This window comes from Mycobacterium sp. IDUB_21, assembly GCF_055419425.1.
Genome location: NZ_JBVAXQ010000012.1, coordinates 1 through 13159, shown reverse-complemented (window position 1 = coordinate 13159; position 13159 = coordinate 1). Strand labels below are relative to the sequence as shown.

Here is a 13159-nt window from a genome sequence, read left to right as displayed (position 1 = left end):
GGAACGAGCTAGATCCCCGAACCGGGGTTGAGAATGTTCAGCGGGTCGAGCGCGGCTTTGACCCGCTGGTTGAGTGCCATCGCCTCGGGACCCAGTTGCTCGGCCAGCCACGGCCGCTTCAGCCGTCCGACGCCGTGCTCTCCGGTGATGGTGCCACCCAGCGCCAGCGCCAGATCCATGATCTCGCCGTAGGCTGCCTCGGCCCGCCGCACATGGTCGGGGTCGCCCGGGTCGTGCACGATCAGCGGGTGGGTGTTGCCGTCGCCGGCGTGCGCGATCACCGAGATCATCAGCCGGTTTTCGGCGGCGATTCTCTCGATGCCAGTGATGAGGTCGCCCAGTTGCGGTAGTGGGACTCCGACGTCCTCGAGCAGTAGGGGTCCCTTGGCCTCGACGGCCGGAATGCAGAACCGCCGGGCCGCGACGAAGCCTTCGGCCTCGACCGGGTCGTCGGTGGAGAACACCTCCTTGGCGTGGTGTTCGGTGAAGACCTTGGCCATCAGCTCGGCGTCCTCGGCCCCGGCGTGGCCCCGCTCGTCGGAGGCGGCCACCAGCATGGCGGCGGCGTCGCGGTCCAGTCCCATCCGCAGTTGGTCCTCGACTGCATTGATCGCCGCCTTGTCCATGAATTCCAGCATCGAGGGACGCAACCGCGCCGAGACGTCGAGCACTGCCTCGACCGCGGTGGCCACCGACTCGAACGTGGCCACCACCACCGCGGAGTTGGGTTGGGCCGGCAGCAGTCGCAAGATCACCTCGGTGATCACCCCGAGCGTGCCCTCGCTGCCGACGAACAATTTGGTCAGCGAGAGCCCGGCGACGTCCTTGAGCCGCGGCCCGCCCAGGCGCACCGCGGTGCCGTCGGCCAAGACCACTTGCAGGCCCAGCACGTAGTCGGTGGTGACGCCGTATTTGACGCAGCACAGACCGCCGGCGTTGGTGGCGATGTTGCCGCCGATGCTGCAGATCTCGAACGACGACGGATCCGGCGGGTACCACAGCCCGTGCGCGGCGACGGCCTTCTTCACCTCGGCGTTGAACAGGCCGGGCTGGCAGACCGCGGTACGGGTGACGGGGTCGACGGTGATCTCGCGCATCTTCTCGGTGCACAGCACGATCCCGCCGTCGAGCGCGGTGGCGCCGCCGGATAATCCGGTACCCGCCCCCCGGGTCACCACCGGGACCTGGTGGGCGGTGGCCCACCGCATCACCTGCTGCACCTCCGCCGTGTGCAGCGGACGCACTACCGCCAGCGGTTGGCCCGCCTGCGGATCCAGCGCGTTGTCCTGGCGGTAGCCCGCGGTGATCGTCGGATCGGTGACCACCATGCCCTTGGGCAGGTCGGCGATCAGCTGGGCCAAGGCATCGGCGTCCACGACGTGATCCTAACCGCGGGAAAACCCGGCCGGACCTGAGCGCTCTACGCGGAAATCAGTTGCTGAGCACGCTGAAACGACACACCCAGCACCTCACCCACATCACGCACCGCCACCCCATGTTCTGCCAGGCGTCGAGCAAGATCACGGACTTCGGCCTGTGCAGCCGCGGCGTGACGCTCCGCCAACTCCCGATTGCGGGCCACTTTTTCCGCCTCGGCTGTCACGTTGATGCCGTCGACCTCGATCGTGATGTTCAGTCCCACCTGGGATGGCGCGACATCGGTGACGGTACAGACGAAGTCGATCGCCTGCCTGGGCACGTCGGCGAGCCGGCGGGCCTGCGTGGTGTCGCCAACGTTGACCGATCCCTCCGAAGTGACGTAGCCGGCGAGTTCTGGAATGGTGATCATCCACCATCGGTCATCACGGGTGACGTTGACTTGGTAGGTCTGCATCTCAGTCCTCCTTGCAGTTGGCGGCGCAGGCGCTGATCGCGGCGTCGACCTGACGGCGCACGCCCGGGCTGATGGTGCGATGACCATCGGCCAGCGAGATGCTGTAGCGGCCGTGCGAGCAGGTCCACATGGTGTGACTGCCTTTCCCGTCGCGACGGGTGAAGCCGGCAGTTTTGAGCTGCTTGACGATTTCTCGAGTGGGCGCCGGTGCAATCACAACACTAGTCTAACCGGGTAGACAATTTCCAGTCTACTGTTGTAGACACATAATATTGCTGCTTGAAATGCGCGTCAGCCGGCGTCGAACATCGCGGCGAACAACGAGCCCAGATCGGTGGGGGCGGTCTGCTCGACCAGCTCGGACATGTTCGCCCACTGCTGGGCGGCTTGTTCACCCATCTCCGTCGGCCAGGAATTGGTGGCGGTCAGGATCGTGGTGGCCAGGTCGTCGCGGGCATTGAGCAGCCCGGCAACGATCCCGCCGTTCGGGTCGAGCAGTGCGTCATTCAGCAGTGAGCCGGCCGACCCGGGCAACAGCAGCGACAGCACGGATTGCGCTGCCGCCAGCTGGAACGGCTGGCTGATATCGCTCCACAGCAACGGCAGGTTGTTGGCCACTGCAGTCATGCTGCCGAATGGATCGCTGGTGAACCCGTGCCACACCGCGTCCCAATTCGGGCTCAGTGCGTCGGTGAAGCGCAGTGCCAGCGGTGTTTCCGGCTCCTCGCCGAAGACCGACGCGAAATTGTCACTGCCGATCAGGCCCTTGAGCCCGGAGAACAGCAGTTCCTGTATCAACCAGCTGGGTTGGGCGTGCATCCGGGACACGTCCAGGGCGTAGTCATAGGACAGCACCCGCTGGGTCATGTCGGCGGCGTATTCCGCCGGGCTGACGGTCGGGGTGTCGTCGGGCAGGTACTGGGCCACGTCGGCCACCGACACCACCTGAGTCGTCACCTCCGTGCCCGTCGGGTCGGTTCCGTCAGGAAGGTTTTCGAACCGCGCGAAGATCTCGCCGTTAGGGATGCCTCCGGTGTCCAGCCAGTTCGCCACGCCCGGGTTGGTGGCGCTGACGACGTAGTAGGTGTAGCCGTCGGCCGACTGAAACGCCGTGGTGTTGTTCAACGTGGTCTGCGCCAGCGTGAAAGGCAACGCCGCCCCGTAGACGTTCATCAGCTCGATACCTTTGTACGCGGCTTCCACATCCGGCACTTTCACGATCAACGCCTGACCGGGGTCCAGGTCGAAATTCCCCGCGGAGACGTCCGCGCTCGGCAGGCCGGTGAGGAACAGGCTCGTCTCGGTGGCCAGCGGGCTCATGGTGTTGGCGGGCTCCGCGATCCCCGCGATCTGGGCGAGCCCCATGTTCTGGGTGTTGAAGGGGCCGGCGATCTTGGCGAAGGCACTGAACAGGGTGGTCAGGGCGCCGTCGATCGACGTGATCTTCGGCGGCACCGTCCCGTCGTCACTGGGAAAGAACCCGCCCTCGGGGATGGCGAAGAACGGTGGGCAATCTGCCACGCAGTGGATGCTGATGTTGCTGGGGCCCTTCGCCCAGTCGCCCAACATATCCCGGACCAACAGCGAGGCGGCCCCCTGGATGGTGGCGCTGTCGTCGTCGATGAAGTTGACCGCGCCACTGGGCGCATCGGGGCCGATGTAGACGGTGAAGGTGCCGTCGGGGTTGACCACCAGATCGTGGCCGAGTTCGAGGCTCTCCTTGCTGACGGCCTGTGACCCGGTGATCTGCTCGGTGGCGATGGCGAATGCCTCGGTTCCACCGCCGAGCGTGCCGGTGAGCTCATAGGTCGCGCCCGGGGCCAGGCCTGCCGTCACGTGGTAATTGATGTCGGGGGTGAAGAACTGGAAGAACTGCCGGGAGTTGGCGGCGTCACCGGCTATCACTTCGGGCGAGTGGAAAAACCATCCGCCGAACAACTCGGTAACCCGGGATACCCCGGACATGAGCAATTCGTAATTCGTATTCTGCAGACCCGTCATCAGCATGGCGACGCCGTCCGGTGTCGCGAACGGCAGTGCCGCGTCGTCGGCCGCCGCCTGCTTCATCACGTCCAGAAGGGCGTCGATCGCCTGTTGCACCTCGGCCGACACCGACGTCAACGCCACCCGCGGCGGAGGTTCCATGGTGGCCTGCTGGAGTGTGATCGCCAGGGTGCCGACCACCGCGGTTGTCGCGAGCCCGGCCGCGCGCAGCGCGCGGGCCCGACTCGATCTGTCGGCCGATCCTTCAGCCCGCCTCGCGGCCATGGGACCCCTTTCCGATCAAATATGACAACTATTTGGCATATGAATGACAGCTGACAGTAAGATGAGACGCGACGCTACCGTCGGATGAACGTGAGCGCAAGGCTCTGGGCTGGGTCCGCTGCGACCTGAGGTGAGCGCAGCCGAGCGACATCACTACATCCGCGAAATCCGGGCGACAGCACAGCAGCTCTCTTTGTAGCGCCGTTTCTCAATAGTGCGGCACCCGGCGGCAGGATGGTGTCATGCACCCGCACCCCCGCACCGGCCGGCCTTTCGACTCCCCGGTGCATCCCGGCACCGGTTGGCCCGGCGACCCGGCCACCCCGGAAACCCCGCAGGCCCCTGATGCCGCCCGGGTGGCCCAGCTGGCCGGCCAAACCGAGTCGATCCCCGAACTGGACGCGCTGATCAGCGTGTGCCGGGCCTGCCCGCGGCTGGTGAGCTGGCGCGAAGACGTGGCCGTAACCAAACGGAAATCCTTTGCCGACCAACCCTATTGGGGACGTCCGGTGCCGGGCTGGGGGTCACCGACGCCGCGGATCGTGATCGTCGGGCTGGCACCCGCCGCCAACGGAGCGAACCGCACCGGCCGGATGTTCACCGGCGACCGTTCCGGCGACCAGTTGTATGCCGCTCTGCACCGGGCCGGCCTGGTCAACCAGTCGACCAGTGTGGACGCCGCGGACGGCCTGGATACCAACGCGATTCGGATCGTCGCCCCGGTGCGCTGTGCACCGCCGGACAACAAGCCGACGACGGTCGAGCGCAACACCTGCGCGCCCTGGCTGGATGCCGAGTGGCGGCTGCTGGCGCCGCACGCGCGGGTGTTGGTGGCGCTGGGCGGCTTCGCCTGGCAGGTCGCGTTGCGGATGGCGGCCGACTTGGTGCCCAAACCCAAACCCAAGTTCGGGCACGGCGCGGTGGCCGAACTCGGCCCGACGCTGCGGCTGCTGGGCTGCTATCACCCCAGTCAGCAGAACATGTTCACCGGTCGGCTCACCCCGGCGATGCTCGACGACATCTTCGGCCGGGCGGCGGAGCTGGGGGGACTATCCGGCTGAGCCGTCGCGTTGACTAATAACGTGCGCCTATCCGTCCTTGACCTCGTCCCCGTCCGCACCGACCAGTCGACCGCCGACGCGCTGGCGGCCACGGTCCGGCTGGCCCAAACCGCCGACCGGCTCGGCTTCACCCGCTACTGGGTGGCCGAGCACCACAACATGCCGTCGGTCGGCGCCACCAGCCCGCCGGTATTGCTCGCCTACCTGGCCGCACAGACGGCGCGGGTGCGGCTCGGCTCCGGCGGGGTGATGCTGCCCAACCACGCCCCGCTGGCCGTCGCCGAACAGTTCGCGCTGCTGGAGGCCGCCGCGCCGGGACGCATCGACCTGGGCATCGGCCGGGCACCCGGTTCGGACCCGGTTACCTCGTTCATGCTGCGCGGCGGTAGGGAAGGCGCGGCCGAGCAGGAGATCACGAATTTCCCCGACTATCTCGATCAGGTGCGGGCGATGATGAGCAGCCGCGGCGTGCAGGTCCAACTGCGCGACGGCGATTACCTGCTCAAGGCAACCCCGGCCGCGGCGAGCGAGCCGCGGTTGTGGCTGCTGGGGTCGAGCATGTATTCGGCGCGGCTGGCCGCGGCCAAGGGCCTGCCGTACGTGTTCGCCCACCACTTCTCCGGCCACGGCACCGAGGAGGCGCTGGCCTACTACAGGCAGCATTTCACCCCGAGCGAGGTGTGCCCAGAACCGACGACGTTCCTGACCGTCAATGCGGCCGTCGCCGAAACCCGCGATGAGGCAACGGCATTGATGCTGCCCAATCTGCAGATGATGGCGCGGCTGCGGACCGGGCGACCGCTGGGGTCTGTCGATCTCGTCGAGGACGCGCAGGCGGCTCCGGTGTCCGACCAGGAGCAGCGCATCGTCGACGGCGGGCTGCAGCGCGCGGTCGTCGGCGCACCCGCGCAAGCGGCCGACCAGCTCAAGGCGCTGGCCGAGCACTTCGACGTCGACGAGGTGATGGTCAACCCGGTCGCGTCGGCCTACCGCGGCACCGACCCGGCCACGGCGCCCGGGCGCGAGCAGACGTTGGAACTGCTCGCCAAGGAGCTGTTCTAACGGTCGAAGATCGTCGACCCGAACCCGCTGGGCCGGTAGTCGATGTAGATCGGGTTCTCCGAGAACGGGAAGTAACCGCTGTTCATCGAGGTATTCGCCCAGACCCACGGGCTGTTCGTCGCGGTGGTGGTGTAGGAGTACAGCAGCGTCTGGCCATCGGCGGTGTACACCGAAACCTCGGTGCCGACCGGCAGTTGCGAGCCGATTCCGGCGCTGGGAACCAGCCACTGGGGGACACTGCCGAACATGCCGCCGGAATCGATCGAGGTGGAAACCGCTTGTGGCACACCACCGTTGATTGAGACCATGGTGTCCACGAACGGGGAACCGGGCACCGACAGCTCCGGGTCCAACTGGTTGGGGCCGAAGACCACCTCGCCGCGGGTGGCGTCGATGAGCACACCCTGGTTGAGTGCGCCGGGCAACGCCGAGATGATCGTCGAGGTTCCGGAGAAACCGTTGTTCGGCCCGATGCCGAGCACGCCGACGATGTGGTACTGGTTGAAGTACTGCGTCATCAGGGCGGTCGACGCCGGGTCGACGACATTGACCGCGGTGGGATCGGTGACCAGACCGTCGAAGCAGGTGCCCGCCTTGTCGCAGAAGCCGACCGTGGTGTCGTAGGTGTGGTAGCTGTAGGACTGGCTCCCCAGGCCGGCGTAGCTTGCACTGCCGGAATAGACCGAGTCGCCCAGGCCTTGACTGTTGCCCAGGATCGTCAACCCGGTCGAACCGGTGTCGATCTGCACCGCGACCGGCGGGCCGCCGTTGATCGAGATGTAGACGATCGGGCTGATCCCACCGTTTTGCAGATACAGCGGGATGGTGGCGTTGACGAGGCCGTCCGGGCCGCCGGTGGTCCCATCGGCTCCGGCGCCCGAGCCGGCGCCGCCACTGCCTCCGGCGCCGTTGGCGCCGTTGCTGCCGACCTTCCCACCGTCACCACCGGTTCCGCCGTTGCCACCGTCACCCCCGCCGGCTCCGGCGCCGCCGGCGGCCACCGCGCCCGCCGCCCCGCCATCGCCGCCGTCACCGGCCGACCCGCCGTGCACGTTGATTGAGGCGAGGGTGGTGTCGCCGCCGTGGCCTCCGTCGCCGCCGTCACCGCCCGCGCCGGCATTGCCTCCGTTGCCCGCGTTGGCGCCGGAGCCTCCGGCGCCGCCCGTCCCGGCATTGCCTCCGGCGCCGCCCGATCCGCCCGCCCCGCCACTGGAGCCCTGCGGATAGAAACTGCCGGTAGCGTCCCCGCCGTCGGCGCCGGCGCCGCCCACTCCGCCGTTGCCACCCTTGCCGCCGGTGAACCCGGCATCGCCGACACCGCCGGTCCCGCCGGCTCCTGCCGCTCCACCATCGCCGCCGTCGCCGCCGATCCCGACCGGCGCCTTGTTGATTCCGGGCTGGGCGTAGGAGCCGCTGCCGGGGGCACCGCCGTCGCCGGCCGTCCCCCCGTGGCCGCCGTTGCCCCCGGTTCCGCCCGCATTGGACACCCCGGTGCCCCCGGTGCCACCGCCACCGCCGATGCCGCCGCCACCTCCGGCGCCGCCGTCTCCGTTGGTGCCGAAACGACCGTGCTCGCCCAACGCGGCGTTGCCGTGGTAGGCCGCCCCGCCCGCGCCGCCGGAGCCGCCGGTGCCACCGGCACCACCGTCGAAGCCGGTGCCGCCGCCGGAGGCGCCGTGATCGCCGAGCCCGCCGTGGCCACCGACGCCGCCGGATCCGCCGTCGCCACCGCTGCCGTATTGGACGCTGTTGGCCACGTCCAGCGTGGCGATGCCGTTGCCGCCGCCGTTGCCGCCGGCGCCACCCGCGCCGCCGGCGCCGCCGTTACCGGTGCCGGCGCCATGCGCGCTGAGGCTGCTGCCGCCGGCCCCGCCGACACCACCCGTTCCGCCGTTTCCGCCGCTGCCGGGCAGGGTGGCGCTCGGGGGAAGCGCGGATTGGTCCAGGCCGCGGCCGCCGTCAGCGGCTGCGCCACCGGCCCCGCCTGCTCCGCCGTTGCCGTCGCCGAGGGAGTTGCCGCCGGCGCCGCCGTTGCCGCCGTTACCGCCGGTGCCGGCGTTGCCGTTGTTGAGAGCGGCGGTGCCGTTTGCGCCGGTGGCGCCGTTGCCGCCGGCTCCACCGGCTCCGCCGTTGCCGTGCAGGCTTCCGGTCCCGCCGTCGCCGCCCTTGCCGCCGCTGGCACCTGCGGTGGTTGCGGTGTAGCCGTTTCCGCCGTTTCCGCCGTCACCGGCATGGGTGGTCAACGCTGTTCCGGTTGCCCCGCTGACGCCGTGGACGGCGCCCGTCCCGCCGGCGCCGCCGTGGCCTCCGGCGCCGACGAGGCCGCCGTTGCCGCCCCGGCCACCGTCGGGGTTGCTCGCGTCGCCGTTGGCGCCGACCCCGCCGTCACCGGGATTGCCGCCGGCCCCGCCGTTTCCGCCGTTCCCGCCGTCACCCAGCAGGCCCGCGGTGCCGTGGGCCGAGGTGCCGCCTGCGCCGCCGTTGCCGCCCGCGCCGCCGTTGCCGCCCTGCATGCCGTCGCCGCCGTTGCCGCCCGCCCCGCCGGCGACGGTCGCGTCAGCCCCAGCCGATCCCGATCCACCGGCCCCGCCGGTACCGCCGATTCCACCGGTTCCGCCGCGGCCGCCGTCGCCGTACTGTGCTGACAGGCTGGATCCGCCCGCGCCGCCGGCGCCGCCCAGTGCGCCGATACCCCCGGCGAAGCCCGCCGTGCCGGCCAGGCCGCCGGCCCCGATCCCGCCGCTGCCGCCGGCCCCGCCGTTGCCGAAGAGCCAGGCGATTGCGTCGCCGCCGGCGCCGCCGGTGCCTGCGACGCCGCCGTTGATACCGATCCCGCCGTCGCCGCCGGCTCCGCCGTTGCCCATGATCGACCCGCCGGCGCCGCCGATTCCTCCTACGGCCCCGACTCCGCCGTCGCCGCCGGCGCCGCCGTCGCCGAACATTCCGGCCGCTCCGCCGTTGCCGCCGGCCACTCCGGCGGCGCTCTGGTCGAAGCCGGTCCCGCCGTCGCCGAACCACAGGCCACCGGTGCCGCCGTTGGGGTTATCCGCCGTCCCGTCGAGACCATTGCCGATTACATAGGAGCCGAGCATTTGGTTGATGCCGGTGCTGATCTGCTCGCCGAAGGGGCTGGTGATCCAGGCCTGGATCTGGGTGTGCAACGGGTCGTAGAGGAGCTGGTCGAACAGTGCCGCGGAGTCCAACGGGCCGGACTCGGCCACCCCGGCGGCCGGAGTGAACAGCTCGACCAACCAGTCCAGGTCTGCGTCGGCGCGCGCCGGCGTAACGGGGTTCAAGCCAACAGCGGCGCCGATGGTCCCGGCGGCCAGGAACGCTCCGAGTGCCCCGCGCGCCCCGCGCCGGCGTCGCGACTGGGGGTTGGTTCGTCGGCTCATAGCCCTCACCTTGTTCCGCGTCGAGGGCGAACCCTGCTAGAAAGCACCGTTCCCGAGCGTGCGATCACAGCACAAGTTACTACCTGAAGATGCCCTTAACAACGGACAAGTGGATTCCGCAGAACGAAATATTGCCGGTTAAGTGGACGCGACGGGCGTCAAGGCCACCACCGGGATCGGCCGGGCAGTGCGCTGCTGGTAGGCGTCGTAGCGATTGGCGTTGTTGGCGTTGACGATTCGCCACAGCCGGGCATAGTCCGGGTCGTCGGGCAGCACCGGCCGCGCGGTGGCCCGCAGGCGTTTCGGCCCGACGTTGATCTCGACGTCGGGGTGCGCCTTGAGATTGTGGTACCAGCCGGGGGAGCGGGGAGCGCCGCCCATCGACGCGACGATCAGGTACGTCTCCCCGTCGCGGGCGTAGCTCAACGTCGAGGTGCGTGCCCGGCCGGTTTTCGCGCCGACGTGGTGCAGCAGCAGGTTGGGCGGCAGGCCCGGCACCCGGTGGCCGACCCAGCCGTTGGTCCAGCGGTAGATCAGATCATGGAGGCCGAGGATTCGGACGCCCACTTTTTCGAACGAGGAGAGATGGTCCATGGGTTCAGTCTGACGGCGCGGTGTCGCTGTCCGCCAGTGCGGCCCGCAAAATTCGCCCGGTCTGCTCCCGGTCCGGGTCTCGGCGCACCAGCACACCCTTGGCGAACGACAGCTTGTCGCCGCTGCGGCGCGGCACCACGTGCAGGTGGATGTGGAACACACTCTGAAACGCCGCCCGGCCGTCGTTGATCACCAGGTTGTTCCCGTCGGCGTGCAGCCCGGAGGTGCGCGCTGCCAACCCGATCCGCTGACCGACCGCCAGCATGCCGGCCAGTGCGGCCGCCGGGGTGTCGGTCAGGTCGACGAAGTGCTGTTTGGGAATCACCAGGGTGTGGCCGCGGGTGAACGGCCGGATGTCGAGGAAAGCCAGGTAGTCGTCGTCCTCGTAGATCCGCACTGCCGGGGCGTCACCGGCAACCACGGCGCAGAACACACAAGACACCCCGCCACGTTAGCCGTTCAGCGCGGCGGCCATCGCGTCGATCGCCCGGTCCAGGATCGCTCGGGTGGTTCCGAAGTTCAGCCGCGCGAACCCCTGCCCGCGGCCGAACGGGATGCCCGGGCTCAGCGCCACACGCGCGTTGGCCAGCAGATAATCCGCCGGTTCGGCCGGCAGCTCCAGATCCCGGAAATCGATCCAGGCCAGGTAGGTGGCCTCGGGATGGCTGACCCGCAGCCCCGGCACCGCTGCGGGCAGCACCTGGCTCAGATGGTCGCGGTTGGCCCGCAGATAGCTCAGCAGGCCCTCCAGCCAGTCGGCTTGGGTATAGGCGGCGATGTTGGCGCGGATACCGAGGGTGGCAGCCCCCATGGTGTGCAGCATGTTGATCTTGTCCCACTGCTCGGCGTCGCGCTGGTTGGACAGGATCACCTGGGCGCACATCAGGCCGGGCAGGTTCCAGCCCTTGGACGCCGACATCAGCGTGACTACGGTGTCGGCGGCGGCTTCGGACACCGAGGCGGCCGGAACGTGGCGGCCCTCATAGACCAGTGGGGCGTGGATCTCGTCGGCGATGACCCGGGCGCCGTGACGGGCGGCGATGTCGACGATGGCGCGCAGCTCCTCAGCGGTGAACGCGGTGCCCAGCGGATTGTTCGGGTTGCACAGGATGAGCGACCCCGCGCCGGCAGCGAACGCAGCGTCCAGAGCGTCGAGGTCCATCACGTAGCGGCCCGAATCCTGCTGTGTCATCGGGATTTCCACTCGCTGGCGCCCGGAGACCTGCAGCAGGTCGAAGAAGGGCATGTAGGCCGGAACCGGCAGCACCACCGGGCTCTCCGGGCGGGTGAGGAAACCGATGACCACCTCCATGCCCTTGAGTACGTCGGGCACCGTCCGCACCCACTCGGGCCGCGCGGGCCAGCCGTAACGCTGCTCGCACCAGCGGGCGGTGGCCACCGGCAGCGCATCCGAACCCAGCGCCGGATAGCCGAACTCCTCGTCGGCTATGCAGGCCCGCAGCGCGTCGAGCACCGCCGGTGCGGTGGGAAAGTCCATTTCGGCGATCCACAGCGGCAGCACGTCGGGCGCGAAGTGGTTCCACTTGACCGTCCGGCGCGCACGGAGCCGCTCGTCGGTCAGTGAGTCGAAGACGTCAGGCACACCGAACAGTCTGCCGGGAGATAGGTTTGCGGCGTGGCTGATCCCGATCCGAAGATCCAAGACCTGCTCGACGGGCTGGACGGCGACGCGCGTGCCGAACGCGCCGAGCTGATCGAATGGCTGCTGGGACAGGGCATCACCGCCGAGGAGATCCGCGGGAACGTCTCACCGATGCTGTTGGCGTCGCGACGGCTGGTCGGCGACGACGGCACGTACGTCTCAGCTCGTGAGATCAGTGAATCCACTGGAGTCGGACTGGAGCAGTTGCAGCGCCTGCAGCGCGCGGTCGGGCTGCCCTGGATGGACGATCCGGATGCCCCGGTGCAGATGCGCGCCGACGCCAGCATCGCCATGCATGCGCGCCGTTTCATCGAGGCCGGCATCGATGCGGAGCAGGCCCTGCAAACCGCTCGCGTGCTGGCCGACGGGCTGGCGCACGCCGCCGAATTCATGCGCTTCACGGTGTTATCGGCCATCGGCGAGCCGGGTGTCACCGAGCTGCAGATAGCGCAGCGGTCGCTGGACCTGGTGGCCGGGCTGGCGCCGATGTTGGGCCCGTTCGTCGAGGACATGCTGATGATGCAGTTGCGCCATCAGCTCGACACCGATGCAGTCACCGCCGGTGAGCGATTGGCGGGCGCACCGCTGCCGGGAGCTCGGCAGGTCACCGTCGCTTTCGCCGATCTGGTCGGCTTCACCCGCCTCGGGGAGATGGTGCCGCCCGAGGAGCTGGTTCAGCTCGCCGAGCGGCTGACCGCGCTGGGGCGCGAGATCGCCGTTCCGCCGGTGCGGTTCATCAAGACCATCGGCGACGCGGTGATGTTCGTCTGCCCGGAGCCGGCGCCCATGGTCGACGCGGTGCTGCGGCTGCTGGAGGCCGCCCAGGCCGACGACAGCCTGCCCCGGCTGCGTGCCGGCATTGCCTCGGGGGAGGCGGTGAGCCGGATCGGTGACTGGTTCGGCAGCCCGGTGAACCTGGCCAGCCGGGTGACCGGGGTCGCGCGTCCCGGGTCGGTGCTGGCCGCCGGGCCGGTACAGCAGGCGCTCGCCGACGACGACGCCTTCCGCTGGTCGTTCGCTGGGGCGCGGCACCTCAAAGGCATCAAGGGCGAGGTGAGCGTCTTCCGGGTCCGCCACGCTGCCTCTGGCTGAGCACCGGGCTGGGCTTGCTCAGCGAGGCTTGGCGCGGGTGGCTCAGTCGGTCGCGCGGGCCGGCGTGGCGTCACGTCTGTCACGTCTGTCACGCGGGGGAGGGGACATGATGATTGCCCGCCTCACTCGAAAATTCAAGGTGACCAAAGACTGGTGAGCGGTCTCGGTGCTGGTGTTAGGCGGCGTCAGT

11 protein-coding genes are annotated in these 13159 nt (G+C 69.3%); 3 read left to right on the top strand and 8 right to left on the bottom strand.

Annotated features, from left to right (window positions below):
- Positions 1-8: 8 nt before the first annotated feature.
- From ACZYY4_RS17255 to ACZYY4_RS17240, 4 genes are all read right to left on the bottom strand, one after another.
- Positions 9-1376, bottom strand: a complete 1368-nt coding sequence (locus tag ACZYY4_RS17255; RefSeq protein WP_463811220.1) for an FAD-binding oxidoreductase — start codon at positions 1374-1376, stop codon at positions 9-11.
- 44 nt (positions 1377-1420) lie between these two features.
- A complete protein-coding gene (locus ACZYY4_RS17250) occupies positions 1421-1789 on the bottom strand; it encodes a hypothetical protein (RefSeq protein ID WP_463811219.1) in 369 nt (122 codons plus the stop codon).
- Positions 1790-1835: 46 nt separating this feature from the next.
- Positions 1836-2051, bottom strand: coding sequence for a type II toxin-antitoxin system HicA family toxin (locus ACZYY4_RS17245; protein WP_463811218.1), 216 nt, complete (start codon positions 2049-2051; stop codon positions 1836-1838).
- Between the two features lie 74 nt (positions 2052-2125).
- The gene (locus tag ACZYY4_RS17240; RefSeq protein WP_463811217.1) at positions 2126-4102 is read right to left on the bottom strand and encodes a hypothetical protein; all 1977 of its coding nucleotides are present in this window, start codon (positions 4100-4102) and stop codon (positions 2126-2128) included.
- A gap of 242 nt (positions 4103-4344) precedes the next feature.
- Between ACZYY4_RS17240 and ACZYY4_RS17235 the strand changes: the two genes are divergently transcribed.
- Both ACZYY4_RS17235 and ACZYY4_RS17230 read left to right on the top strand, forming a co-directional pair.
- Positions 4345-5163 carry a uracil-DNA glycosylase gene (locus tag ACZYY4_RS17235; RefSeq protein WP_463811216.1) on the top strand — a complete coding sequence of 273 codons (819 nt, stop codon included), beginning with the start codon at positions 4345-4347 and terminating at the stop codon, positions 5161-5163.
- A gap of 21 nt (positions 5164-5184) precedes the next feature.
- Positions 5185-6225: an LLM class flavin-dependent oxidoreductase gene (locus tag ACZYY4_RS17230; RefSeq protein WP_463811215.1), complete on the top strand. Its 1041-nt coding sequence runs from the start codon at positions 5185-5187 to the stop codon at positions 6223-6225.
- On the opposite strand, the gene ACZYY4_RS17225 is transcribed toward ACZYY4_RS17230, so the two are convergent.
- From ACZYY4_RS17225 to ACZYY4_RS17210, 4 genes are all read right to left on the bottom strand, one after another.
- Positions 6222-9620 carry a PecA family PE domain-processing aspartic protease gene (locus tag ACZYY4_RS17225; RefSeq protein ID WP_463811214.1) on the bottom strand — a complete coding sequence of 1133 codons (3399 nt, stop codon included), beginning with the start codon at positions 9618-9620 and terminating at the stop codon, positions 6222-6224. The two genes, ACZYY4_RS17230 and ACZYY4_RS17225, sit on opposite strands and share 4 nt — an antisense overlap.
- 138 nt (positions 9621-9758) lie before the next feature.
- Complete coding sequence (locus ACZYY4_RS17220; protein ID WP_463811213.1) at positions 9759-10214, bottom strand: nitroreductase family deazaflavin-dependent oxidoreductase; 456 nt, start codon at positions 10212-10214, stop codon at positions 9759-9761.
- A gap of 4 nt (positions 10215-10218) precedes the next feature.
- The gene (locus tag ACZYY4_RS17215; RefSeq protein WP_463811212.1) at positions 10219-10656 is read right to left on the bottom strand and encodes an HIT family protein; all 438 of its coding nucleotides are present in this window, start codon (positions 10654-10656) and stop codon (positions 10219-10221) included.
- A 9-nt stretch (positions 10657-10665) separates the two neighbouring features.
- The gene (locus ACZYY4_RS17210) at positions 10666-11817 is read right to left on the bottom strand and encodes a MalY/PatB family protein (protein WP_463811211.1); all 1152 of its coding nucleotides are present in this window, start codon (positions 11815-11817) and stop codon (positions 10666-10668) included.
- A gap of 33 nt (positions 11818-11850) precedes the next feature.
- Here ACZYY4_RS17210 and ACZYY4_RS17205 point away from each other — a divergent pair, with 33 nt between their 5' ends.
- Positions 11851-12969, top strand: a complete 1119-nt coding sequence (locus tag ACZYY4_RS17205) for an adenylate cyclase regulatory domain-containing protein (RefSeq protein WP_463811210.1) — start codon at positions 11851-11853, stop codon at positions 12967-12969.
- Positions 12970-13159 lie beyond the last annotated feature (190 nt).